We start from the raw sequence: 25762 nt of genomic DNA, 5'->3' as shown, positions 1-25762 counted from the left end.
GGGCGACCGCACGAGCAATCCTGTGCGCCAACGGGCGGGCGCGTGGCCCTCCCGCGGAGACGGTATGTGATCAGGGGTCGAGCGGGTCGAGCGGGTCGACGCGTGCGGACACAGGCGAGGGGCGGAAGGTCAGTTCGGTCGGCGACAGGCGCTTGCCGATCGCTCCGGGCTGGTAGCCGAGTTCCTTCTGGTTGCGCGCGGCGAACGCAGGTCCCTCGATGTAGCTGCTCTGGGCGGCGTTGGAGACGATCACGGCGTCACGGTCGAGCGGCGCGCCCAGCGCCATCAGGCGGCGCGTGGTGTTGCGCAGGTTGGTGGTCGTGTGGCGGGCATAGGGCTCGATCACGATCGCGTCGGCCGGCACGTCATAGCGGTCGATCAGCGCACGGCGCATTTCGACGGCTTCGGTAAAGCCGGTGCTGTGGGGGTGGGCACGACCGCCGCTGACGATGATGAACGGCGCGTCCCCCGCGGCAAAGCGGTTGGCGGCGAGCCGGACGTGATATTTGCCGCCGGGGCTGAGCGGCATCTCCCGCACTTCCGGGCCGATGCCGGTCAGCACGATCGCGCTGTAGCGATAGCGGGCCCAGTCGAGCCCGCGCGCGCGGGCCGTAGCCGCCGCATTGTCCCCGCCGTCGATCGGCTCGAACCCGGCGGCATCGGTGCGATCGTTCACGTCGAGCAGCGCGAGGCCGAGCTCGACGCTGGGATCCAGCGCCTGGGCCGAGCCCTGACGCGGCGTGTCGCGCAGGTGCACCGCCGCCGCGAGCCGCGTCTGCGCCTCGCTGCTGCCGAACGCGACCGATGGGCCGTCGATGCCGGGGTAGCGGGCCGGCATGCCCAACGCATAGACACGAAGGATGGCGTTCAGCCCGCGGACTTCGCGCGCGATGCCGGCCGCGACGCCGTCATCGGGGACCAGCCGACGCTCGCGCAGCATCGGTGTGGCGGCGCGATCCAGCGCGCCTGCCAATGCCACCTGTTCCTGCTCGCTCCACAACGCTGCCTCGGCAACGCACGGCGCCTCCTCTGCACAGGCGGCGGTACGCTGCGTGCGGGCAGCGAGCATCGGCGCAAGCGCACGGTCCGCGCGCAGCCGCGCCACCGTCTCCGGCGATCCGCCCACCGCGTCGAGGATCGGGAACAGCCGCTGCGACAGGGCTTCGGCTGCGCGGTCGCGTACGGGGGCGGCAAGCGCGGGCTGGACCGCCGCCGCGAAGATCGCGGCGGCGCAGGTGATGCGGAGCATGGCGCTCCTTACCACGACTTGGAAACAACCAGTCGGAAGTTCCGGCCGAAGATCGGGCGGCCGTAGATTGCCTCGCTGCTGCCCTGGCCGCTCAGCGAGTCGGTACGAGTGTTGCCCTCGGTCAGGCCGTGGGCGTTGAACAGATTGTCGCCGACCAGCTGCACCTGCCAGCTGTCGCGACGCAGCGTCACGCCCGCGCCGGTCGTGCCGTAGGAGGGCAGCGCCGTGTTGTTGTAGAGATCGACGTAGCGCTTGCCCATGTAGGTGTAGCGGCCATAGATCGAGATGTCGGTGCCGCCCGTGGTGAAGTCGAAGCTCGGCCGGATGTTGCCGTAGATCTTGGGCTGGCGGACGATCTGGTTGCCTTCCACCTGCTCCGGATCGGCGCCGGTCGTGCTCTGGAAGTTCTTGTACTTCGGGTCGCTGACGGTGAGTGCGCCGTTGAGCGTGAACCAGGGCGTCACTGCCCAGGCTCCGTCGAACTCCACGCCCTTCACCTGCGCTTCGCCGACAAAGGGGACGTTGACGTCGTTGCGACCGGTCGTCGGGTCATAGGCCAGGAACGAGGCGTTGAGCGGATCGAAGTTGGTGTAGAAGCCGGTGACGTAGAGGTACGACCGACCTGCCGCCAGCTTGAGCCCTGCCTCGAACTGGTCCGCAACCGTCGTCAGGATCGTCGGGTTGATGCTCATCACCGTCTGGACGTTGGGCGGCGTCTCCAGGTGCGACGCGCGGCCGTAGACCCCGACATGGTCGCTGAAGTCGTAGTTCGCGCCCACCGTCCAGTTGGTGGCGTGGGTCTTGAGCTTCTGGTTCAAGATCACGCCGGTAAAGGCGCGGGTCGCGTCATCCGCCAGCGTGGTGGTGTCGCCCAGGTCCGCCTGCTCGGTCAGCGCCGCCCAGCCCTTGTAGCGGTAGCGCTCGTGGCGGATGCCGGCGTCGATGCGCAGGCCCGGCACGATCTCCCAGGTGTCGTTGGCGAACAGCGCGAACATCTTGGCGTCGGAGTCGCCCTGGTTGAGCGTGGCGGCATAGTTGAGCACGCCATTGTCGGTCACACGCCCGAGCTCCGCGCCGGTTGCCGAATAGGCGACCAGGTCCAGCGTGCGGGGCTCGCCCGCCACCTCGATGAGGTAGTTCTGGTAGAGGGTGCGGCTGTCCTCCCCATAAAGGCTGCCATAGACGCCGAGCTTGATGTCGTGGCTGCCAAAGCCCGTGTCGAACTTCTTGGCGACCGTGAGGTTCGCCTGGCTCGAATAGAATTTCGAGTGGATGTCGCGATACTGGCCCTGCATCACCAGGCCGGAGGCGGCATCAGCGTCATAGGCGGTGGTGGTGCCCGCCAGCACGTAGCCGAAATGGTCGACCGCTCCGAATGCGGCGGTTGCGCGCGCGAGATAGCCGTCGGCGAAGGTGTCCGCATCGGCCGGGTTGGTGGTCGAATAGAAGGCGGTGAAATCGAGCTTGCCCTGAGTGTACCCGGCCTTGGCCGAGACCAGCCAGCCGTCGAAGTCCGCTTCATATTGCGCGCCGAAGTTCACCATCTGCATGTGGCGTCCGTCCGACAGGTCGCTGGTGCGGCTTTGCAGGGCGCCCGTGCCGTCGCGGTATTTCAGGTTGACGTTGCGCAGCGCCGGCGAGTTCATCGTGCCGTTGAAATAGTCAATGTACGGATCGAGCGAGACGCTGGGGTCGCGCGGATCGGCGATCGGGATCGGCAGATAGAAGACGTTGTGATCGTTGACGTAGTTGACGTTGAACTTGATCGAACCGTTTTCGAGATCGTGCTTCAGGTTCGCGCGGATCTGGCCGCCCTTGTCGTTGGCAAAGCCGTTGTCCCGATAGCCGTCGTGATAGCGCAGGAAGCCGCCCACGGCGTAGTAGGTGTCCTCCGACACCGGGCCGGCCTGATAAGCGTCCAGACGATAGAGGCCAGTGTCGCCCAGCGTCAGCTGCGCCTTGCCGCGGGGGGTCTCGTCACCGGTGACCGTGATCGCGTTGATGATGGCGCCCGAGTAGCTGGCATAGACCGGAGCCGGACCGCCGCGCACCACCTCGACATGGTCCGTCATCAGATCCTGCTTGAGGATCGCATCGCCGCGGAAGAACACGCCGTCGTTCTCGTGGAACAGCGGCAGTCCGTCCTGCTGGAAGCTCACAAAGCCGCCGTCGTTCGGCAGGCCGCGGATGCGGTAGATGTTCTGGACCTCGCCGCCGGTGATCTCTGTCTGGAAACCGGGCAACTGGCCGATCAGATCGGCGAAGTTGACCGGCGCGATCTTCTCGACATCGGCCTGGGAGATGGTGTTGATCGCGTAGGAAACATCGAAGCGGCGCTGCGCGCGGGTCGAGCCGGTGACGATGATGTCCTGGGGGGCGGGCTCGTCCGCAGCGGGTGCTTCAGCAGTCGTCGACGACGCAGTCGGCGCGGTCAGCTCCTGTGCCCAGCCCGGTGCGGCGACGAAGCACAGCGCGGGAAGCGCGGCATAGGCAAACTGCTTGATGTTCGGCATGGAAACCCCGGTTTTACAATGCCTCCGTCGAGGGAGGCGTTACCGGGATGCCGCTAGGACCAATCCATGACGTATCTGTTACGCGTGGCGAAGCAGCGGATGCGCGGCGGGATCGGCTTGCCCGATCCCGCCGTCCTGCTGTTTACGGACCGACGTCGGCGCCGTTTGGCTTGATGCGATAGTTGGTGGTGGTTCCAAGGCCGAGCGCCTGGGCGACGCGGTCGTTCCAGCCATAGGGATCGTTGCGGATCACCGGCTCGCCGGCCTCGTCGAACAACACCGTCTGGTAGAGCATCCGCACCGGGATCTCGTGCGGCAGCTTGACGAACGTCTCCTTGCCGGTGGCGCGGGCCTTGTGCCACTCGTCGGTCACGCCCTCGTCCTTGGCGAGCATTTCGGCAAAGCCCAACGCATCCTCGACGCGCACACAGCCATGGCTACGCTGGCGCTGCACTTCCTGGAACAGCGGCTTGGCCGGGGTGTCGTGCAGGTAGATGGCGTGGTCGTTCTGCATGTCGAACTTCACCAGGCCGAGCGAGTTCTTCGGCCCCGGCTGCTGGACGATCCAGCCGTCCTTCCACGCCATGTTGTTGCGGCGCAGATAGTCCGAGCCCTTGCCTGCCAGTTCCTTCTCCTGGATCGAGCGCGGGATGGTCCAGGTCGGATTGGCGACCAGCCGGAAGATCGGCGATCCCAGCTGCGGCGTTTCCTTGTCCGGCTCGCCGACCACGACCTTGCGGCTGTTGACCAGCTTTCCGTCGCGCCAGTAGCTCAGGCGCGCCGCTGCCAGATTGACGTCGATGCGGGTGCCCGGCGGAGCCCGCTCGATCCAGCGCAGCCGTTCCATGTTGACCGCGATCGCGCGGGCACGATCGGCGTCGGAGAGGTTGAGGATGGCGAGCGCGTCGCTGCCGATGACGCCGTCCGGCTTGATGCCATAGTCGGCCTGCATCTGCTTGACCGCGGCGGCCATCGCCGGCGTGTAGCGGTTGCCGCCCGCAGCGGCGCGGTCGAGATAGTCCGACGCGACCAGCTGGCTCGCGATCATCGGGATACGGGCGTCGGTCGAGCCGGGGTTGAGCGGTTCGCCCTTGTCCGGGATTGCCGGCGTGGCGCCCTCACCCTGTTTGCGGAGCGCCACATAGGCCGCCGACAGCTTGCGGTAGTTCGCGTCCTGCGGCGCCAGGCTTTCGAGCCATTCTCCCACCTTCTCCTGCTGCAGGGCTTGCGCAAGCCCCTGCTTCAGGTCGGGCTTTGGACGGGGCACGTTATAGACGTCGTAGAGCTTGGTGGGATCGGTGGCGCCGCGGGCGAGCGCACCGGCATAGGCGAGCGCGGCCTTGGTCAGCGCAGCATCGTCTTCCCCCGACACGTCGAAGGTCATCTTGTCGAGGCCATGGGCCGCGCGCTTGCTGATCGCCTCGCGCAGCTGATCGGCCGTAGACTTGGACCATGCCGCGGGCTTGCTGCTGTCGGCTGTCGCCTCGGTCTGGTTGGAAGGGGCGGTGTTGACGTTGCACGCCGACAGGGCGAGCGACATTGCCAGCAACGATGAACCGATAAGACCGACGCGCACCCGCTTCTCCTCGTTATTTTGCAGCGACATAACGCCGCAACGGTCGTTTCGCTCCGCCAAGGATCACGCAACCTGCGTGCGCCCCAGCGGTTGAAGTCGGAGAAGGAGATCCGTCATGGCTGCGCGCGACATGGGTACGCCCGACCACAATCTGTCCACCGAGCATCAGAAGCAGGGCGACGCCACCCGCCCCAGCGACACGCTCGACAAGCCGGCTGGCGACGTTCCCCCGGCCAAGGACTATGATCCGGCCGGCGATGTCGGCAAGGCACAGCCGGGCGGCCGCTGACCCCGCTCAGAGATGGTCGGCGAGCGCCAGCCATGCCTGCTGCTTGGCTGCGGCGCCGACGGTGTGGAGCGGACTGCTCGAGGGAAGTGGCACGATCGCATAGGTGCTGGCGAGCGCGCCCAGCTGGGCCTTGCCATGCCGAAGCGCGGTGGCGCCGTTGAAGCCGATCGCGCGCAACTGCGGCAGCGTCGTCACCAGCGCGGCGAGGTCGTTGGCGGCGAGATCCCGGATTGCCGCGTCGCTGCTCCCCGTGCGCCGCGCATGCGCGACGACGTCCCACAGGCCGATGCCGGCTGCACGCAGCGTCTCCAGCCGCGTTTCGTAGCCGAGCGGCACCAGGTCCGCGCCCGCGACCGGCGACATCAGGCGCCAGAACTGGTTCTGCGGATGCGCGTAATAGCGTTGCTCGGCCAATGATCGTTCGCCGGGCAAGCTGCCCAGGACGAGCACGCGCGTGGCCGAGTCCACCACCGGCGGGAAGCTGCGCTTGACGGGGTCGCTCACAGCGCCTGGCCCGCCGCCCAGCCGCTCGCCCAGGCCCATTGGAAGTTATAGCCGCCCAGCCAGCCGGTCACGTCCATGGCCTCGCCCACGACATAGAGGCCGGGCAGGTGGCGCGCCGCCATCGTACGGGACGACAGCCCGTCGGTCGCGATCCCGCCGACGGTCACCTCGGCCTTGGCGAAGCCCTCGCTGCCATTGGGGAGGAAGCGCCAGTCGCCGAGCCGCTGTTCGACCTCACGGAGAACGGCGTCGCGCTGGTTACCCATCTCGCCTGCGACCGCCAGCCGCTCCGCCAGCGCCTCGGCAAGGCGGTCCGGAAGGGCCGCCCCAAGCACCGACCGCAGCCCGGCACGCGGGCGCGTACGCTTGGCCTCCAGCAGCCAGCCCGCTGGCTGGTCGGGCACGAAATCGATGCCGACCGTGTCGCGATGCCGCCAGTAGGAGGAGACCTGCAGGATCGCCGGACCCGATAGGCCGCGATGGGTGAACAGCGCCGCTTCCCGAAACGCCGCCTTGCCGCAGCGCGCGACGACCTCGGTCGCGACCCCGGACAGCGAGCGGAACAAGGCATCTTCCGGCGGCAGCGTTAGCGGCACAAGCGCGGGCCGCGGTTCGACCACCTTGAGCCCGAACTTGCGGGCAAGGTCATAGGCAAAGCCGGTGGCGCCGAGCTTGGGGATCGACGGACCGCCGGTCGCGATCACCAGCGCGGGCGCGGTGAGCGTCGCGTCACCATGCACCACGGTGAATTGCCCGTCTGCGTGGGACACGTCGCGGATCGGCGCACCCAGTCGGATCGCGACGCTGCCCGCAGCACACTCGTCCAGCAGCATCGCCACGATCTGGCGTGCGGATCCGTCGCAGAACAGCTGCCCCAGCGTCTTTTCGTGCCAGGCGATGCCGTGCCGCTCGACCAATTCCAGGAAGTCGGCGGCGGTGTAGCGGCCGAGCGCCGACTTGGCGAAATGCGGGTTGGCCGAGACATAGCGGTCGGGCGCGGTGCCGGTGTTGGTGAAATTGCATCGACCGCCGCCGGAGATCAGGATCTTGGCACCGGGCTCGCGCGCATGGTCCACGACCGCTACCCGCCGGCCACGCTGTCCGGCGACCGCTGCCGCCATCAGCCCGGCGCCACCGGCGCCGAGCACGATTGCATCGAACTCCTGCATCGATCAGTGGGCGAGGGAGGCGAAGGAGAGCACGGCCTCTTCGCGCTTCTCGGGGCGGATGTAGATGGAGGAGAGCGTGGGGTGTTCCGCCTTCAGCGCCGCCTCGATCTCCTCGACCAAAGTCTCGCCCGCGCCCATGGTCAGCGCATCGTCGAAATCGGCGCTGATCGCGACGAACACCGAATCCGGCGCGGTGTGGATCGTGCGGACGTGGTTCACCGAGACGACGCCGGGCTTGGCGGCGACGACGCTGCGCACCCGCTCGATCAGGTCCGGGTCGGCACGCTCGCCGATCAGCAGCCCCTTGGCTTCGCGCGCCAGCAGCGCCGACACCGCAGCCAGGATCAGGCCGATCAGGATGGAGGCGACGCCGTCGATGCGCGGATCGGCAAAGAAGTGGCTGGCCCACACCCCCACGCCCGCCACCACCAGGCCGATCAGCGCGGCCGAGTCCTCGAACAGCACGATGAAGCCGGCGGGGTCCTTGGATTCGTGGATCGCCTTCCACCAGCCGGTACCCTGCCGCTTGGCGTTGAACTCCCGCACTGCGATAGTCCAGGATGAGCCCTCCAGCGCGACCGCGATCGCAAGGACGATGTAGTTGATCATAGGATCGCTGAGCGGTTCGGGCTCCTGGATGTGGAGATAGCCCTCATAGATCGACACGCCGGCGCCGACCGCAAAGATCAGCAGCGCGACAACGAACGCCCAGAAATACAGCTCGCGGCCATAGCCGAAGGGGTGCTTGGCGTCCGCGGGGCGGGCAGCGCGCTTCTGGCCATAAAGCAGCAGCACCTGGTTGCCGCTGTCCACCACCGAGTGGACGCCCTCCGTCAACATCGACGACGAACCGGTGATTCCGGCCGCCACGAATTTCGCGATGCCGATCCCCAGGTTCGCCGCCAGCGCGCCATAGAGAACGATGTTGTCCTTGATGTGCGCGCCCGCGCCCTTGTTCGCCATGACCGTTCCTGCTTGTGCGGATACTGAGTGCCTAAGCGGCACAAGTGGTTCCCGCCACCCCTCGCGCCATGGCGTCAGGGCTGCTAGGCGGCGCCGATGCTGAATCTTAATGGAATCACGGTGCGCCTTGGCGGGCGGCTCATCCTCGACGGCGTGAGTGCGGCGCTGCCGCCCGGCAGCCGCGTCGGCCTGATCGGGCGCAATGGTGCGGGCAAGTCAACGCTGGTGCGCGTGATCGCGGGCGAGCTGGAGCCCGACGGCGGCGCCGCTGAGATGCCGCGCGGTAGTCGGCTGGGCTATGTCGCGCAGGAAGCGCCCGCCGGCAGCGCCACGCCCTTTGAGACGGTGCTCGCCGCCGATCTCGAACGCGCGGCGCTGATGGCCGAGGCGGAGACCTCGCACGACCCGGACCGGCTGGCCGAGGTGCATGAGCGGCTGCTCGCGATCGATGCGCATGCCGCGCCGGCGCGGGCAGCGCGCATCCTCGTCGGCCTCGGCTTCGACGAGGCGATGCAGCAGTCGCCGCTCGACGGCTTCTCGGGCGGCTGGCGGATGCGCGTGGCGCTTGCCGCGCTGTTGTTCAGCCAGCCCGACGTGCTGCTGCTCGACGAGCCTTCGAACCACCTCGACCTCGAAGCGGTGCTGTGGCTGGAGGACTTCCTCAAGAGCTATCGCGCGACCATCGTGATCGTCAGCCACGAGCGCGACTTCCTCAACAACGTCGTCGACCACATCCTTCACCTACAGGGCGGCAAGGTGACGCTGTACCCGGGCGGCTATGACGCGTTCGAGCGCCAGCGCGCCGAACGCATGGCGCAGCTGGAGGCGGCGCGTGCCAACCAGGTCGCGCAGCGTGCGAAGCTGCAGGACTATATCGCCCGCAATTCGGCGCGCGCATCGACCGCCAAGCAGGCGCAGTCGCGCATCAAGGCGCTGGCCAAGATGTCCCCGATTGCGGCGCTGGCGGAGGATCCGTCGCTGAGCTTCGACTTCCCCGATCCCGATGAACTGCGCCCGCCGCTGGTGACGCTCGACATGGCGAGCGTGGGCTATGGCGACACGCCGATCCTGAAGCGGCTGAACCTGCGGCTCGATCCCGACGATCGCATCGGTCTGCTGGGGCGCAACGGCAACGGCAAGACCACGCTTGCCCGGCTGCTGGCGGCGCAGCTGACACCGATGGAGGGCGACATGGCCTCCTCGTCCAAGATGCGGGTCGGCTATTTCACCCAGTATCAGGTCGAGGAACTCGACGCCCGGGACACCCCGCTCGAGCATATGAGCCGGCTGATGAAGGGCAAGACCCCAGCCGCAGTTCGCGGCCAGCTCGGCCGCTTCGGCTTTTCGGGCGACAAGGCGACGACGCTGGTCGGCAAGCTGTCGGGTGGCGAACGCGCGCGGCTGGCGCTGGCGCTGATCACCCGCGACGCGCCGCACATGCTGATCCTCGACGAGCCGACCAACCACCTGGACGTCGATGCGCGCGAGGCGCTGATCCAGGCGCTCAACGCCTATAGCGGCTGCGTGGTGGTGGTCAGCCACGATCGCCACATGCTGGAGACGACGGCGGACCGGCTCGTTCTGGTCGACGGCGGCACCGCGCGCGACTTCGACGGCAGCCTCGACGATTATATCGCGCTGGTGCTGGGCGGCGGCAGCAAGGCCGACAAGGCGGAGCGCAAGGCCAACAAGAAGGAGGACCGCCGCGCCGCAGCCGAGGCGCGCGAACGCGCGCAGGGGCTGCGCAAGGAAGCGCAGGCGGCTGAGCGGGAACTGGCCAAGCTTACTGCCGAGCGCACGGTGCTCGACCAGGCGATGTTCGCACCGGCCGAAGCGCCCGCGACACTCGCGAAGCTCACCATGACCGAATTGATGAAGCGGCGCGCGGAATTGGCCGACCGGATCGAGGCGGCGGAAGCGCGCTGGATGGAGGCGTCGGAGGCGCTGGAGACCGCCGCCGCCTGATTCAGGCGGCGGCGCCGCCGCCATTGCCTCGCCGTCGCGGTGCTGCAACATTCCTCCCCTTGCGAAGGGGAGCCCAACACTTGCGATCGATTCTGCGCCTATCCGCCGCCGCCCTGCTGCTCGCCTGCACCAGCGGTGTTGCGCATGCCCAATCGGCGGAAACCACCACCACCGTCGAGAAGAAGCAGGCGGAGGATGAGGGCAAGCCGCCGGCGCTTCCGGCCGACCGGACGATCAACCAGTCGGCGCGGATCGGCGGCCGCAGCCTTGCCTATAAGGCGACGGTCGGCACGATCCCGGTGCGCGATGCCAAGGGCAAGGAGATCGGCCAGGTCACCTACACCGCCTATACGGTGCCGGGTCGCGATCCGCAGCGTCCGGTCACCTTCGCGTTCAACGGCGGGCCGGGTGCCGCCTCGGTCTATCTGAATCTGGGCGCGATCGGGCCCAAGCGCGTGCAGTTCGGGGCGCAAGGCGACGCGCCATCGGACGCGCCGATTGCGACCGACAATCCCAACAGCTGGCTCGACTTCACCGACCTGGTGTTCATCGATCCGGTCGGCACCGGCTTCAGCCGCAGCCTGGTGGACGAGGCGGAGACCAAGAAGGCGTTCTACGCCAATGACCCCGACATCAAGTATCTGTCGAAGGTGGTGTACGACTGGCTGGTCAAGGAAGGCCGGCTGCGCTCGCCCAAATATGTGATGGGCGAAAGCTACGGCGGCTATCGCGCGCCCCGCATCGCCTATGAGCTCCAGTCGCAGATCGGGGTCGGAATCAACGGGCTGATCATGGTGTCGCCGTACCTCGATCCTGCGTCGGGCGATGGTGCCACGGCACTGTCGCCGCTGCCCTGGATGATCGACCTGCCGTCGATGGCGGCGGCGAACCTGGAGCGTCAGGGGCGTCTCACGCCGCCGGCGATGGCGGAAGTAGAGGCCTATGTGCGCGGCGACTATGCCCGCGACCTGCTGCGCGGGCGGTCGGATCCCGAGGCGACCGCCCGCATCGTGCAGCGGGTGACGGAGCTGACCGGCCTCGACCCGGCGCTGGTGCAGCGGCTGGGCGGGCGCGTCGACAGCCGCACCTATCTGCGCGAAGTGCATCGCAGCCAGGGGCTGATCGGGAGCGTCTATGACTCCAACGTCACCGCCTTCGATCCCTTCCCCTGGTCCGCGCAGCAGCAGTCGAACGACCCGATCCTGGATGCGCTGATCGCCCCCACCACCAGCGCGATGGTCGATTTCGTCACCCGCGAAGTGGGGTGGAAGACGGATGCCCGCTACCATGCCCTGTCGTACGAGGTGAACGCCGCCTGGGACCGCGGCAAGCCCGACGACACGCCGGTCTCAGACCTGCGCAAGGCGATCGCCAACGACCCGAAGATGCGCGTGATGATCGTGCACGGCTGGGACGACCTGTCCTGCCCGTTCTTCGCCTCACGCCTGATCGTCGACCAGATGCCGGCGTTCGGCCAGACGGAGCGGGTGCAGCTGCGGGTCTATCCGGGCGGGCACATGTTCTACAGCCGGAACGACAGCGGCGCTGCCTTCAAGCAGGATGCGGAGGCGCTGTACCGCCGCTGAAAGCCGCGACGGCGGAGCTGCTTGCGCGCTCCGCCGTCGCCAGAACGTCAGAAGTTGAGGCCGACCCGTGCCGAGAGTCGGCTGTCGGCGTTCCGGCCATCGGCATAGGGAGAGGCGACGATCGCCCGGTCCGAGATGTCAGTGTCGGTATAGTCGATGCCGAGCACCAGCGGGCCGGTCACGTGCTCCACGCCGAGCCGCCAGTCCATATAGTTGCCGCCAGGGCGCAGCCGGGCAGCGCGTGCTGCATTGTCGATGTTGCCCGAGCTGTGGCCGATGCCGGCGATCAGCGTGAAGGGCGTGACGGGGATGCCCAGCCGGCCTTCGGCACCTAGGTAAAGATTGTCGCCGCCGATCGCCGACTGCTTGGGCGCATAACGCGCGAAGCCGTCGACCTGCACGGGCCCAAGCGCGAAGCCGGCACCACCGCCAAGCTCCAGATAGTTGAGGGCGCGGTCGCTGCCGGGGAAGAAATGGCCGGTCACACCGCCGTCGAGCCGCACCGGACCGACGTAGCGCGCATAGCTTGCGCCGACGTCGATCCCGACCGGGGCGCTGCCGTGCCGCGGAGTGTCGTTGAGGGTCGCGACGGACGCAAAGGCGGAGAAGCCCTGGTCCCCGATCGGGAACGAGGCGGTGCCGCGGAAGCTCACGTCGCCGTCGCTCCAGCTGATCCCGCGTTCGCGGTCATCGGTCGTGAGCTGGAGCGCGAGCGCCGGCCGCTGGGTCTCGCTCTGGGCATGTGCCGGCAGCGTGACTACGGCGGGGATCAGGGCAGCGCCGGCCAGGAGCGGAAGGCGGAGCTTAGCTCCCGGGGCGGAACAGCGCGTGCGCATCGTGGATCTCCGAAGCTACTTGGGGGCGGTCGCGCTCGGCAAACGCGACCAACTCGGCGCGAAGCCTGGGGAGGCCGGCTTCGACCGAGGCTGCGATAGCGTTCCGATTGGCCTCGCACCAGCCGGGTCGATGGCCCTTCATCGGCTGCAGCGCACCTGTGGACGCCAGCGGCACCGCCTGCTGGGCCTGTGCGCCGCCGACCAGGGTCCGGCGCACATCGGCCCGGGTAGCCCAGTGACAGCGCAGCGTGTCCGCGCGTCCGCCGGGTGCGACGGTACCGTGCTGACGATGCTCGACGGTTACCTCGGCGTCGTAGCGCAGCGTCAGCGGCACTGGCCCGCCTCCGACGCGAACCTCGTGGGTGAGGGGAGTGGCGCCGGTGGCAAGGGCAAGCGCGGCGACAAGGCTGTAAAGCATGGCAATCCTCTCCGGCGGTTTCTTGTTATCCGTCGGAGCTAGGACGCGGGACCGAAGCCCGCAATCAGAAGGCCGGGCGTCGCCGTGGCAGCCACAAAACATAACAAAGCCGCCGCCCGGTCTCCCGGACGGCGGCTTCGTTGGCTCACGCTGATCGCAAGGATCAGTCGTTCAGATACTCACCGGCATCCTCGTCGGTGCCGTGGCCGCTCGGGGTCACCGATGCGAGCGCATCGCTGGTTCCCTGGTCGTCACGAACCGAGCGGGCCTGCTCGGCGGCATGCTCTTCCTCGGCGCTGTTCGGCGCGATGAGAGCTGCTTGAAGCGCACGCTGCTGCGCCCGAAGCGCCACGTCGCGGCTGGTGGCCGCCACGCGCAGGCGGTTCATGCCTGCACCGGTGCCTGCCGGGATGAGCCGGCCGACGATCACGTTCTCCTTCAGCCCGTTCAGCGAGTCGATCTTGCCCTGCACCGAAGCCTCGGTGAGCACACGGGTCGTCTCCTGGAACGAAGCGGCCGAGATGAAGCTGCGGGTCTGCAGCGACGCCTTGGTGATGCCCAAGAGGATCGGCTTGCCCTGTGCGGGAGCCTGGCCCTTTTCGAGCTTCGCGTTGGCCTCGTCCATCTCGTCGCGGTCGAGCTGTTCGCCCGCGAGCAGGGTGGTGTCGCCACCGTCGGTGATCTCGACCTTCTGCAGCATCTGGCGAACGATCACCTCGATGTGCTTGTCGTTGATCTTCACGCCCTGCAGTCGATAGACTTCCTGGATTTCCGACACGAGATATTCCGCAAGCGGCTCGATGCCGAGCACTTCCAGAATGTCGTGCGGATCCGGGCTGCCGCCGATCAGGTTGTCGCCACGCTTGACGTAGTCGCCTTCCTGAACGTCGATCACCTTCGACTTCGGCACCAGATACTCGACGACCTCGCCGCCGTCCTCCGGCTGGATGCCGATCTTGCGCTTCGCCTTATAGTCCTTGCCGAACACGACGCGGCCGGAGACCTTTGCGATGATCGCATTCTCCTTCGGCTTGCGCGCCTCGAACAGCTCGGCGACGCGCGGCAGACCGCCGGTGATGTCGCGGGTCTTGGCAGCCTCGCGGCTGACACGGGCCAGAACGTCACCGCCCTGAACCTGCGCACCATCCTCGACCGACAGGGTCGCACCTGCCGCCAGCATGTAGCGGCCGGCCTCGCCCGAATTCTCGTCGAGCAGGGTCAGGCGAGGACGCAGATCCTCCTTCGACTTGCCGCGATATTCGGTGACGACGCGCTGGGTGATGCCCGTCGCTTCGTCAGCCTGTTCGGTCAGCGTCTTGCCGTCGATCAGGTCCTGGTACTTCACAGTACCCGGATTTTCCGTGATCACCGGCATGGTGAACGGATCCCACTCCGCCATGCGGTCGCCCGCGCTGATGATGTGGCCATCGTCGCACAGCACATAGGCACCGTACGGGATGCGATCCACGGAGAGCTCGCGGCCGTCCATGTCGACGATCGCCATCTCGCCCGAGCGGCTGAGCACCACGCGGCGGCCGCGCTGATCGACGATCACGCGCAGATCGCGATACTCGATCTTGCCGTCCACCGGCGCTTCCAGGTTCGACTGCTCGTTGAGCTGCGCCGCGCCGCCGATGTGGAAGGTACGCATCGTCAGCTGCGTGCCCGGCTCACCGATCGACTGCGCCGCAATGACGCCGACCGCCTCACCGATGTTCACCGGCGTACCGCGGGCGAGGTCGCGCCCATAGCACTTGCCGCACACGCCGATCTTGGCCTCGCAGACGAGCGGGCTGCGGATCTTCATGCCCGGCACGTTGAGCGCCTCGATCTGCGTGATCATCGCCTCGTCGAGCAGCGTGCCCGACGGGATGACGACGGTGCCGTCCTTGTCGACCACGTCCTCGGCCGTGGTACGGCCCAGGATGCGCTCGCCAAGCGACGCGATGGTCGAACCGCCCTGGACGATCGCCTTCATCTCCAGCGCACGCTCGGTGCCGCAATCCTCTTCCATGATGACGCAATCCTGCGACACATCGACAAGGCGGCGGGTGAGGTAGCCCGAGTTGGCGGTCTTCAGCGCCGTATCAGCGAGGCCCTTGCGGGCGCCGTGGGTCGAGTTGAAGTACTCAAGGACGGTCAGGCCTTCCTTGAAGTTCGAGATGATCGGCGTCTCGATGATCTCGCCCGAAGGCTTGGCCATCAGGCCGCGCATGCCCGCCAGCTGCTTGATCTGCGCTGCCGAACCACGAGCACCCGAGTGCGCCATCATGTAGATGGCGTTGACCGGCTTCTCGCGACCATTCTCGTCGTGCTTCACCGCACGGATCTCGTCCATCATGGCTGCCGCCACCTGGTCGCCGCAACGGCTCCAGGCGTCGATGACCTTGTTGTACTTCTCCTGCTGCGTGATCAGGCCGTCCTGATACTGCTGCTCGTAATCCTTCACGAGCGCGCGGGTCTCGTCGACCATGCCTTCCTTGGCGGCCGGGATGATCATGTCATCCTTGCCGAAGGAGATGCCGGCCTTGAACGCGTTGCGGAAGCCCAGCGCCATGATGGCGTCGGCGAACAGCACCGTCTCCTTCTGACCGGTGTGACGATAGACCTCGTCGATCACGTCGCCCACGTCCTTCTTGGTGAGGAGGCGGTTGACGGTCTCGAATGGGACCTTCGACGACTTCGGCAGCGTCTCGCCCAGCAGCATGCGGCCAGGCGTCGTCTCGACGCGCTTCATATACTGCACGCCGTTCTCATCGGTCTGCGGAACGCGGCTGATGATCTTGGTGTGCAGCGTGACGGCGCCGGCGTTCAGTGCCTGGTGCACCTCGGCCATGTCCGACAGCATCATGCCTTCGCCAGGCTCGTTCTGCTTCTCCATGGAGATGTAGTAGAGACCCAGCACCATGTCCTGCGACGGCACGATGATCGGCTTGCCGTTCGCGGGCGACAGGATGTTGTTGGTCGACATCATCAGGACGCGCGCTTCCAGCTGCGCTTCCAGCGACAGCGGGACGTGCACGGCCATCTGGTCGCCGTCGAAGTCGGCGTTGAACGCCGAGCAGACCAGCGGGTGAAGCTGGATCGCCTTGCCCTCGATCAGCACCGGCTCGAACGCCTGGATGCCCAGACGGTGGAGCGTCGGCGCGCGGTTGAGCATGACCGGGTGCTCGCGGATCACCTCGTCCAGGATGTCCCAGACTTCCTTGCGCTCCTTTTCGACCCACTTCTTGGCCTGCTTCAGGGTCATCGACAGACCCTTGGCGTCGAGGCGCGCGTAGATGAACGGCTTGAACAGCTCGAGCGCCATCTTCTTGGGCAGACCGCACTGGTGCAGCTTGAGCTCCGGACCGGTCACGATGACCGAGCGGCCCGAATAGTCTACGCGCTTGCCGAGCAGGTTCTGACGGAAGCGGCCCTGCTTGCCCTTGAGCATGTCGGACAGCGACTTGAGCGGACGCTTGTTGGCGCCCGTGATCGTGCGGCCGCGGCGACCGTTGTCGAACAGCGCGTCGACTGCCTCCTGCAGCATGCGCTTTTCGTTGCGGACGATGATGTCCGGCGCGCGCAGCTCCATCAGGCGCTTCAGGCGGTTGTTGCGGTTGATCACGCGGCGATACAGATCGTTCAGATCCGAGGTCGCGAAGCGGCCACCGTCCAGCGGCACCAGCGGGCGCAGCTCGGGCGGGATGACCGGAACGACGTCCAGGATCATCCACTCCGGACGGTTGCCGGAATCGATGAAGCTCTCGACGACCTTCAGGCGCTTGATGATCTTCTTGGGCTTCAGCTCGGACTTGGTGACCGCGAGCTCTTCGAGAAGCTCCTTGCGCTCGCCTTCGAGATCAAGCTCCATCAGCATGATCTTGACGGCTTCCGCGCCGATGCCGGCGGAGAAGGCGTCCTCGCCGAACTGGTCCTGCGCGTCGAGCAGCTCATCCTCGGTGAGGAGCTGGTACTTCTCCAGGCTGGTGAGGCCCGGCTCGATCACGATGTAGCTCTCGAAGTAGAGCACGCGCTCGAGCTGCTTGAGCTGCATGTCGAGCAGCAGGCCGATGCGCGACGGCAGCGACTTCAGGAACCAGATGTGCGCGACCGGGGCGGCCAGCTCGATGTGGCCCATGCGCTCGCGGCGGACCTTCGAGACGGTAACCTCGACGCCGCACTTCTCGCAGACGATGCCCTTGTACTTCATGCGCTTGTACTTGCCGCACAGGCACTCATAGTCCTTGATCGGACCGAAGATGCGCGCGCAGAACAGGCCGTCACGCTCGGGCTTGAACGTGCGATAGTTGATCGTCTCGGGCTTCTTGATCTCGCCGAACGACCAGGAACGGATGCGCTCGGGAGAGGCAATGCCGATCTGGATCTGGTCGAAAGTCTCCGGCTTCTGAACCGGATTCGCGAAGTTGGTCAGTTCGTTCATGTCGTATTCCCTCTAGGGGCAAAACTCCGGGCGGAACGGGGAGGGGCACCGCGGCTGCGGCGCCCCAGGTCCGTTATTCCGCCGCCTCGGCGAGACCGTCGTCTTCCTCGAGTGCCTTGAGCTCGACGTTCAGGCCCAGCGAACGCATTTCCTTGACGAGCACGTTGAAGCTCTCGGGGATGCCAGCCTCGAAGGTGTCGTCGCCCTTGACGATCGCTTCGTAGACCTTGGTGCGGCCGACCACGTCGTCCGACTTCACCGTCAGCATCTCCTGCAGGGTATAGGCTGCGCCATACGCCTGCAGTGCCCAGACCTCCATTTCGCCGAAGCGCTGGCCGCCGAACTGCGCCTTACCGCCCAGCGGCTGCTGGGTGACGAGGCTGTACGGCCCGATCGAACGCGCGTGGATCTTGTCGTCGACCAGGTGGTGGAGCTTCAGCATGTAGATGTAGCCCACAGTCACCTTGCGGTCGAACGCGTCGCCGGTGCGCCCGTCATAGAGCGTCACCTGACCCGACGGATCCAGCCCTGCCAGCTCCAGCATCCGCGACACGTCCGCTTCGCGGGCGCCGTCGAACACCGGCGTCGCCATCGGCACGCCGTTCTTCAGGTTCTGCGCCAGCTCGACGATCTCCTCGCCGTCGCGGGCGTCGATCTCGGCATGGTACTGCTCGCCATAGATGGTCTTGAGGCGATCCTTCACCGCGTCCGGCATCGCGCCGATCGACGGGTTCGGATTGGCCTCACGCCACTGCTCCAGCGCCTCGGTGACCTGCCGGCCAAGACCGCGTGCGGCCATGCCCAGGTGGGTCTCGAAGATCTGCCCGACGTTCATGCGCGACGGCACGCCCAACGGGTTGAGCACCAGGTCGACGGGGGTACCGTCTTCCAGGAACGGCATGTCCTCCTGCGGCAGGATGCGCGAAATGACGCCCTTGTTGCCGTGACGGCCCGCCATCTTGTCGCCCGGCTGCAGCTTGCGCTTCACCGCGACGAAGACCTTGACCATCTTGAGCACGCCCGGCGGCAGCTCGTCGCCACGCTCCAGCTTCTCGCGGCGATCCTCGAACTTCTCGCGGATCTTGCGGGCAGCCTCGTCATACTGGGCCTTCACGGCTTCCAGGTTCGACTGGACGGTGTCGTCCGCAACCGCGAACTTCCACCACTCGTGACGGTCGACGCTGTCGAGCACGTCGCTGTCGATCACCACACCCTTCTTCACGCCCTTGGGCGCTGCGGTGGCGGTCTGGTCGAGCAGCATCTCGCGCAGGCGGCTCCAGGTCGCCCGGTTGAGGATCGTGCGTTCGTCGTCCGAGTCCTTCTTCAGGCGCTCGATCTCTTCGCGCTCGATCGCCATCGCGCGCTCGTCCTTGTCGATGCCGTGACGATTGAAGACGCGGACGTCGACGATCGTGCCGGCAACGCCCGGCGGCAGACGCAGCGAGGTGTCGCGGACGTCGGAGGCCTTTTCACCGAAGATGGCGCGCAGGAGCTTTTCCTCCGGCGTCATCGGGCTCTCGCCCTTCGGCGTGATCTTGCCGACCAGAATGTCGCCCGGCTCGACCTCGGCGCCCACGTACACGATGCCCGCCTCGTCGAGGTTGCGCAGCGCTTCCTCGCCGACGTTCGGGATATCGCGGGTGATGTCCTCGGGCCCGAGCTTGGTGTCGCGGGCCATCACCTCGAACTCGTCGATGTGGATCGACGTGAACACGTCGTCCTTCACGATCCGCTCGGAGATGAGGATCGAGTCCTCGTAGTTGTAGCCGTTCCAGGGCATGAACGCGACGAGCGCGTTGCGGCCCAGCGCCAGCTCACCGAACTCGGTCGAAGGACCGTCAGCCAGCACGTCGCCCGCCTTCACCACGTCGCCCACCTTCACCAGCGGACGCTGGTTGATGCAGGTCGACTGGTTCGAACGCTGGAACTTCATCAGCGTGTAGATGTCCACGCCGCTTTCGTTCGCATCGACGTCGCCGGTCGCACGGATGACGATACGGGTCGCATCGACCTGGTCAACGACGCCTGCACGCTTGGCCGAGATCGCTGCGCCGGAGTCGCGGGCAACGGTCTCTTCCATGCCGGTGCCCACGAACGGAGCCTCGGCCTGGACCAGCGGCACGGCCTGACGCTGCATGTTCGAGCCCATCAGTGCGCGGTTCGCGTCATCGTTCTCCAGGAACGGAATGAGCGAGGCGGCGACCGACACCAGCTGCTTGGGGCTGACGTCCATCAGGGTGATCTGATCGCGCATCGCCATCAGGAACTCGCCTGCCTGACGTGCCGAGATCAGCTCCTCGACGAAGCCGCCCTCTGCGTTCAGCTCGGCGTTCGCCTGTGCGACCGTGTGCTTCTGCTCTTCCATCGCCGACAGGTAGACGACTTCGTCGCTCACCCGTCCGTCGATGACCTTGCGGTACGGGGTCTCGATGAAGCCGTACTTGTTGACGCGCGAGAACGACGCCAGCGAGTTGATCAGACCGATGTTCGGGCCTTCCGGCGTTTCGATCGGGCAGATACGGCCATAGTGCGTCGGGTGAACGTCGCGGACTTCGAAGCCCGCACGCTCACGCGTCAGACCGCCCGGCCCGAGTGCCGAGACGCGACGCTTGTGCGTCACTTCGGACAGCGGGTTGGTCTGGTCCATGAACTGCGACAGCTGCGACGAACCGAAGAACTCGCGCACTGCGGCAACCGCGGGCTTGGCGTTGATCAGGTCGTTCGGCATCACGGTCGAGACGTCGACCGAGGACATGCGCTCCTTCACGGCGCGCTCCATGCGGAGCAGGCCGACGCGATACTGGTTCTCCAGCAGCTCGCCCACCGAACGCACGCGACGGTTGCCCAGGTTGTCGATGTCGTCGACTTCGCCCTTGCCGTCCTTCAGGTCGACCAGCGTCTTGACGACCGCGAGGATGTCCTCGGTGCGCAGCGTGGTGACCGTGTCCTCGGCGTCGAGGTCGAGGCGCATGTTGAGCTTCACGCGGCCAACGGCCGAGAGGTCATAGCGCTCCGGATCGAAGAACAGGCCGCCGAACAGCGACTCCGCGGTCTCCAGCGTCGGCGGCTCGCCGGGGCGCATGACGCGATAGATGTCCGACAGCGCCTGCTCGCGCTCTTCGGCCTTGTCGACCTTGAGCGTGTTGCGGATCCAGGGACCGGTGGTGACATGGTCGATGTCGAGCAGCTCGAGGCGGTCGATGCCGGCCTTGTCGAGCAGTTCGAGGTTTTCGGCCGAAACCTCGTCACCCGCCTCGATGTAGATACGGCCGGTCGACTCGTCGATCAGGTCGAACGCGCTGTAGCGGCCGAAGATTTCTTCGGTCGGGATCAGCAGGTCGGTCAGGCCGTCCTTGCCGGCCTTGTTGGCGGCACGCGGGCTGATCTTCTGGCCAGCCGGGAAGATGACCTCGCCCGACTTGGCGTCGACGATGTCGAACGCCGGCTTCTGGCCGCGCCAGTTCTCTGCCGCATACGGGATCTGCCAGCCACCCTGGCCGCGCACAAAGGTGACGCGGTTGTAGAAGTGGTTGAGGATCTCTTCCGAGTTCAGGCCCAGGGCGTATAGCAGCGACGTCACCGGCAGCTTGCGCTTGCGGTCGATGCGGACGTTCACGATGTCCTTGGCGTCGAACTCGAAGTCGAGCCACGAGCCGCGGTACGGGATGACGCGCGCCGCGAAGAGGTACTTGCCCGACGCGTGGGTCTTGCCACGATCATGGTCGAACAGCACGCCCGGCGAGCGGTGCATCTGCGAGACGATGACGCGCTCGGTGCCGTTGATGAAGAAGGTGCCGTTCTCGGTCATGAGCGGCATGTCGCCCATGTAGACGTCCTGCTCCTTGATATCGAGGACCGAACGGGCTTCGGTATCGGGATCGACCTCGAACACGATCAGCCGCAGCGTGACGCGCATCGGCGCCGCATAGGTGATGCCGCGCTGGCGGCACTCTTCGACGTCGAACTTCGGATCCTCGAGCTCGTAGGTCACGAAGTCGAGTTCGGCGGTGCCGGCGAAGTCGCGGATCGGGAATACGCTGCGCAGCGTCTTCTCAAGACCCGAGACATAGCCCGTCGACGGATCGCTCCGCAGGAACTGCTCGTAGGATTCGCGCTGAACCTCGATCAGGTTCGGCATCTGCACCACTTCGTGGATGTCGCCGAACACCTTGCGAATACGGCGCTTCGCGGTGCCGTTCTCGATTGCCTTGGTCGCCATGGGAGTAGGTCGCCTCGCTTGGTCAAATTTCGCGCCCGGGAAGCCCCGGGCAGATGCGCAAACGAGACGCGAAAAGCTGCGTCATCCCAGACGGGATCGCAGCTTTGGGGCGTCTCGAAAGACCTCGGCCGATCCATTCGTCCAATGCGTTGCGCGACGACGCATCATTTCCCGATCGTGAGGCAGAGCCGGGATATAGGGCAGGGGTCGGAAACTGTCAATGAAACGCGGACGTTGGCCCGCAGCAGCAGCATCGAGGGAAAACCATCGCCCCCTCGGCTCGCCGCGCCATGAGCACGATCCGGCGCAGTGCACGGCGTCGGGTGCTGGCGGCGGCGCCGCGGATCGGCGTTGGCGGAACGCATGACCATTCGCGCCATTGCTGCAACCGCCGCTCTTCTCGTGCCCCTGGCCGCAATCGCCCAGGGTGCGACGCCCGGCCCAGTGCCACTCCCCTGGACGCTGCCGCCCGGCAACAGCGTGACACCGCCGGCAGTCGAGCCGCCGGTGGTGCCCGCGCCGGACGCCACGCCTGCGCCCACCCCGACGCCGCGCCGCACCGCCCGCCCGCAGCCGACGGCGACACCCACGTCGACCGCGACGCCGCGGCCGCGGCCCGCGCCTTCGCCGACGCCTGAGGCAGTGCCAACGGCCGAGCCCACAGCTGTCACCGCGGCACCAACCGCAGAGCCGGAGCCTGCAGAGGTGGCGCCCGTTGACGAACCCACGCCGGAGCCAAGTGTTGCGGCTACCGGCCTTCCGCCGGCTGCTCCGGAGGCGGAAGGGGAGTCGCGCAGTTCGCTGCTGTGGGTTCTGCTCGCAGCGTTGTTGATTGCAGCGCTGGCCGCGCTGCTGTTCTGGCGCCGTGGCAAGGCGGAGGGTGCAGTCGACGGAATCGAGGCAGCGCCGGAGCCTGTCGTGGCGCCGGTGCCGGTGGTCCAGCCGGAACCGGTTGCCCCCGTCGCCGCTGCCGCCAACCCGGAACAGCCCCGCTTCCTGAACCGTCCAGTCTCACCGCCCGAACCGGCGAGCACGTCCGAGCCCGAAGCACCCAGCTTCCTCACTCGTCCGACCCCGGCACCCGAAGGCCTGGTCGTCTCGACCGCCTTCCGCCGCCCGCCCGCCGTCCCGGAGGCGCCCGCCGCGGACCGTGCGCCGCTCGACTTCACCTTCCTGCCCTTGGTTATGGGTACCGAAGGCGACAAGGCCGTAGTCCGCTTCGAGCTCGGTGCCGCCAATCCGACTGACGTGCCGGTGCCGGAACTGCGCTTTGCCGCCGGCCTGTTCGGCGCCAGCCCGCAACAGGATGCCGATCTCGAGCGCTTCTTTGCCGAGATGCCGCCCCATGCGCAGCTTCAGCCGTTCCCGATCGCGGCGGGCGAGCCGCGCAAGCTTGAGGCGACGGTTTCGCTGCCGCTCGACAACCTGCCCGCGCTGACCGCGGGCGAGCGCCGTTTCTTTGTGCCGGTCATGGCGATCGACGCCCGCTACCGCTGGGCCGACGGGCGGGAGGCGCGCACGCGCGTTGCCTTTGTCGTGGGGCGTCAGATCCAGGGCAGCGACAAGCTCGCCCCGGTGTTCCTCGATCGCGGCGACCGCATGGTCGACCGCCTCGAGGCGCGGGTGCATGGCGAGGTGCGCCGCGACTGAGCGCTGTTGCGCGGCTCTGGATGCGCTACCGGCGCGACTATGCGCCCGTCCGCTCCCAGAGCCCGTCGTATCCCTGCGGAGGCAGGGATCCAGAGCCAAGCGAAACAGCAGGTGCGGCGTATGACGCCCCTGGGCTCCTGCCTCCGCAGGAGCACGGCAAAGGTGTCGCCGTAGCGGCAGTCGTTCCTGGCATCCGTCAGAATGACGAACAAGAAGAAGGAAGGACGCCGCAGCGTCTTCCACCCGCACGAAAAAAGGGGCGGCTCCTCGCGGAGCCGCCCCTCTTCTTTGTCGGCAAGAGCCGCCCGGCCGAAGCCGGACAGAGCTTACTTGACTTCGACGGTGCCGCCGGCGCCTTCGATCTGAGCCTTGATCTTCTCGGCTTCGTCCTTCGACACGCCTTCCTTGACCGGCTTCGGCGCGCCCTCGACGAGAGCCTTCGCTTCGGTCAGGCCCAGGCCGGTGATCGCGCGGACTTCCTTGATGACGTTGATCTTCTTGCCACCGTCGCCGGTGAGGATCACGTCGAACTCGGTCTTCTCTTCAGCAGCAGCCGCGCCGCCAGCAGCGCCGCCAGCAGCCGGAGCAGCCGCAACCGCAGCAGCGGCCGAAACGCCCCACTTCTCTTCGAGCAGCTTCGAGAGCTCAGCGGCCTCGAGGACAGTCAGTTCGCTCAGCTGGTCGACGATCGCGTTCAGGTCAGCCATGTGTAGTCTCCAAAATCAGATAGTTCGGTTTGATAGTCAGGGCAGGGGCGCCGATCAGGCGGCCTCCTGTTCCTTGTCCGCATGCGCCGCAAGCACGCGGGCGATCTGCGCCGCCGGTGCCTGGGTGATGGTCGCGAGCTTGGTCGCAGGTGCCACGATGAGCCCCACGATCTTTGCACGCAGCTCGTCGAGCGACGGCAGCCCGGCCAGAGCCTTGATGCCTTCCGCGTCGAGAAGCTGGCTGCCCATGGCCCCGCCGACGATCTCGAGCTTGTCCGTGGTCTTGGCGAAGTCGTTGACGACCCGGGCAGCAGCCACGGGATCGGCAGACGTCGCAAGCGCGGTCGGCCCGGTCAGCAGGTCGGCGATGACCGAATAATCGGTGCCTTCCGCTGCGATCTTGGCGAGGCGGTTCTTCGCGACCTTGTAGCTGGCGCCGGCTTCGCGCATCTTCGTACGGAGTGCCGTCGACTGGGCGACGGTCATCCCGAGGTTGCGGGTGATGACCACCACGCCGACCTCGTTGAAGGTGCGGTTCAGCTCGGATACCAGCTCACTCTTTTGAGCGCGATCCATGCCGTTCTCCTCACAAATGGGCTGAGCGCGAGGCGCAGCCCGGTACATGTCCCGGTGGCGAACCACTGGGGGCGACGTGTCCGAGGGGCATGGGCTCTGGTGCCAGCGGATCAACCCGATGGCGGCCCGGCACTGCGTTCGCAGACCTGGCAAGAATCACCTTCCCCGTCTAGGCAGGACATTAAGCCGGAAGCCGGCACCTGCTGTCTCGGACGGCGAGCCGGACGCACGAGGCGCCGGATCAGGTGGCGCCCTTAGCAGGTCGGCGCGACGAAGCAAGCGAAAGCTGCGCGCGTCCCGGAAAGAAACAGCCGCAGCCCAACAACTTGGCCGGGGAAGGTGCAGCGTGGAACCACATAAGGTAAACGGAGCGTTAAGGAATGCGCGACGCGAGGTCGTGTGGTTCGAAAGGTGCATTCATGCGAGGTGGGTTGTTGCGCTGCGTCGCGCCGGTGCTGCTCTCGGCGATCGTGGCGGCTCCTGCACTGGCTGCACCCGTTCCCGCCGTCCACAGCGTGATGGAGACCGGCGAGGCGCTTCAGCCTGGCGAATATCTATGGGCCGCGGACGGCGTGGCGCCGGGCAGGCTGTCGATCGTCGTCGATCTGCGTCGCGAGCGGCTCTATGTCTATCGGGGTGGCGTGGAGATCGGGCGGACGCTGATCATCTATGGTGCGGACCACAAGCCGACCCCGACCGGGAGCTTCCCCATCCTGGAAAAGGATCGTGATCACGTCTCGAACCTCTACAACGCACCCATGCCGTACATGCTGCGGCTGACCTGGGGCGGCGTTGCGATTCACGGGTCCGGCGAGGACGTCGACAGTCGCTACGCCACCCACGGCTGCATCGGGGTTCCCGACGAATTCGCAGCCCTCCTCTATGCCCAGGCGAAGAAGGGTGACTCGGTCTTGGTGACCCGCGACTGGATGCCGGAAGTATATGGCAGGGAGGGTGTGCAGACCGCCTCGAATAACTGACGCGCAATTAGGGCAGCGTGGTTTTGGGCGGCGACGCCGACCTGTTGCGCATCTGCAACTGGGTCAGTAAATCATGCCTAATGCGGAACAGCCGAGTGCGGCGCTTCAACCTACGCGCTCGATCCGCGTTCATTCC

Annotated in this window: 17 protein-coding genes; 5 read left to right on the top strand and 12 right to left on the bottom strand. The window is 66.7% G+C overall.

Annotation, left to right across the window (positions count from 1 at the left end; translation table 11 throughout):
- Positions 1–70: 70 nt before the first annotated feature.
- The 3 genes from LK533_RS14040 to LK533_RS14030 form a co-directional block, all read right to left on the bottom strand.
- Positions 71–1249, bottom strand: coding sequence for an ElyC/SanA/YdcF family protein (locus tag LK533_RS14040; protein ID WP_229363703.1), 1179 nt, complete (start codon positions 1247–1249; stop codon positions 71–73).
- A gap of 8 nt (positions 1250–1257) precedes the next feature.
- Positions 1258–3762, bottom strand: coding sequence for a TonB-dependent receptor (locus tag LK533_RS14035; protein ID WP_229363702.1), 2505 nt, complete (start codon positions 3760–3762; stop codon positions 1258–1260).
- Between the two features lie 142 nt (positions 3763–3904).
- Complete coding sequence (locus LK533_RS14030) at positions 3905–5368, bottom strand: L,D-transpeptidase family protein (protein ID WP_229363701.1); 1464 nt, start codon at positions 5366–5368, stop codon at positions 3905–3907.
- Between the two features lie 85 nt (positions 5369–5453).
- Here LK533_RS14030 and LK533_RS14025 point away from each other — a divergent pair, with 85 nt between their 5' ends.
- The gene (locus tag LK533_RS14025) at positions 5454–5627 is read left to right on the top strand and encodes a hypothetical protein (RefSeq protein ID WP_229363700.1); all 174 of its coding nucleotides are present in this window, start codon (positions 5454–5456) and stop codon (positions 5625–5627) included.
- 6 nt (positions 5628–5633) lie between these two features.
- On the opposite strand, the gene LK533_RS14020 is transcribed toward LK533_RS14025, so the two are convergent.
- Genes LK533_RS14020 through LK533_RS14010 form a run of 3 tightly spaced genes read right to left on the bottom strand, consistent with a single transcriptional unit; the run spans position 5634 to position 8263 of the window.
- The gene (locus LK533_RS14020; protein WP_229363699.1) at positions 5634–6131 is read right to left on the bottom strand and encodes a DNA-deoxyinosine glycosylase; all 498 of its coding nucleotides are present in this window, start codon (positions 6129–6131) and stop codon (positions 5634–5636) included.
- Positions 6128–7300 carry an NAD(P)/FAD-dependent oxidoreductase gene (locus LK533_RS14015; protein ID WP_229363698.1) on the bottom strand — a complete coding sequence of 391 codons (1173 nt, stop codon included), beginning with the start codon at positions 7298–7300 and terminating at the stop codon, positions 6128–6130. The genes LK533_RS14020 and LK533_RS14015 overlap by 4 nt, the downstream gene beginning before the upstream one ends.
- Positions 7301–7303: 3 nt before the next feature.
- Positions 7304–8263, bottom strand: a complete 960-nt coding sequence (locus LK533_RS14010; RefSeq protein WP_229363697.1) for a cation diffusion facilitator family transporter — start codon at positions 8261–8263, stop codon at positions 7304–7306.
- 96 nt (positions 8264–8359) lie between these two features.
- Here LK533_RS14010 and LK533_RS14005 point away from each other — a divergent pair, with 96 nt between their 5' ends.
- Both LK533_RS14005 and LK533_RS14000 read left to right on the top strand, forming a co-directional pair.
- Complete coding sequence (locus tag LK533_RS14005; RefSeq protein WP_229363696.1) at positions 8360–10228, top strand: ABC-F family ATP-binding cassette domain-containing protein; 1869 nt, start codon at positions 8360–8362, stop codon at positions 10226–10228.
- Positions 10229–10308: 80 nt separating this feature from the next.
- Positions 10309–11814 (top strand): S10 family peptidase, encoded by a 1506-nt coding sequence (locus LK533_RS14000; RefSeq protein ID WP_229363695.1) that lies wholly within the window; start codon positions 10309–10311, stop codon positions 11812–11814.
- A gap of 47 nt (positions 11815–11861) precedes the next feature.
- Here the strand turns inward: LK533_RS14000 and LK533_RS13995 are convergent, their stop codons facing one another.
- The 4 genes from LK533_RS13995 to rpoB form a co-directional block, all read right to left on the bottom strand.
- Positions 11862–12650, bottom strand: coding sequence for a TorF family putative porin (locus LK533_RS13995; protein WP_229363694.1), 789 nt, complete (start codon positions 12648–12650; stop codon positions 11862–11864).
- Positions 12619–13068, bottom strand: coding sequence for a hypothetical protein (locus LK533_RS13990; RefSeq protein WP_229363693.1), 450 nt, complete (start codon positions 13066–13068; stop codon positions 12619–12621). The genes LK533_RS13995 and LK533_RS13990 overlap by 32 nt, the downstream gene beginning before the upstream one ends.
- A gap of 163 nt (positions 13069–13231) precedes the next feature.
- Positions 13232–17494 (bottom strand): DNA-directed RNA polymerase subunit beta', encoded by a 4263-nt coding sequence (rpoC, locus tag LK533_RS13985; protein WP_229363692.1) that lies wholly within the window; start codon positions 17492–17494, stop codon positions 13232–13234.
- A gap of 73 nt (positions 17495–17567) precedes the next feature.
- A complete protein-coding gene (gene rpoB / locus LK533_RS13980) occupies positions 17568–21713 on the bottom strand; it encodes a DNA-directed RNA polymerase subunit beta (protein WP_229363691.1) in 4146 nt (1381 codons plus the stop codon).
- A gap of 363 nt (positions 21714–22076) precedes the next feature.
- Here rpoB and LK533_RS13975 point away from each other — a divergent pair, with 363 nt between their 5' ends.
- Positions 22077–23363 (top strand): hypothetical protein, encoded by a 1287-nt coding sequence (locus LK533_RS13975; protein ID WP_229363810.1) that lies wholly within the window; start codon positions 22077–22079, stop codon positions 23361–23363.
- A gap of 326 nt (positions 23364–23689) precedes the next feature.
- Here the strand turns inward: LK533_RS13975 and rplL are convergent, their stop codons facing one another.
- A complete protein-coding gene (gene rplL, locus LK533_RS13970) occupies positions 23690–24070 on the bottom strand; it encodes a 50S ribosomal protein L7/L12 (protein ID WP_229363690.1) in 381 nt (126 codons plus the stop codon).
- 54 nt (positions 24071–24124) lie between these two features.
- Positions 24125–24646: a 50S ribosomal protein L10 gene (rplJ, locus tag LK533_RS13965; protein WP_229363689.1), complete on the bottom strand. Its 522-nt coding sequence runs from the start codon at positions 24644–24646 to the stop codon at positions 24125–24127.
- Between the two features lie 419 nt (positions 24647–25065).
- On the opposite strand from rplJ, the gene LK533_RS13960 reads away from it, so the two are divergent.
- The gene (locus LK533_RS13960; RefSeq protein ID WP_229363688.1) at positions 25066–25626 is read left to right on the top strand and encodes a L,D-transpeptidase family protein; all 561 of its coding nucleotides are present in this window, start codon (positions 25066–25068) and stop codon (positions 25624–25626) included.
- Positions 25627–25762 lie beyond the last annotated feature (136 nt).

This window comes from Sphingomonas sp. PL-96, assembly GCF_020707215.1.
In the GTDB taxonomy this organism is placed as follows: domain Bacteria; phylum Pseudomonadota; class Alphaproteobacteria; order Sphingomonadales; family Sphingomonadaceae; genus Sphingomonas.
Note: the sequence above shows the minus strand (reverse complement) of the source record. Positions and strands in the feature narration are given on the sequence as shown.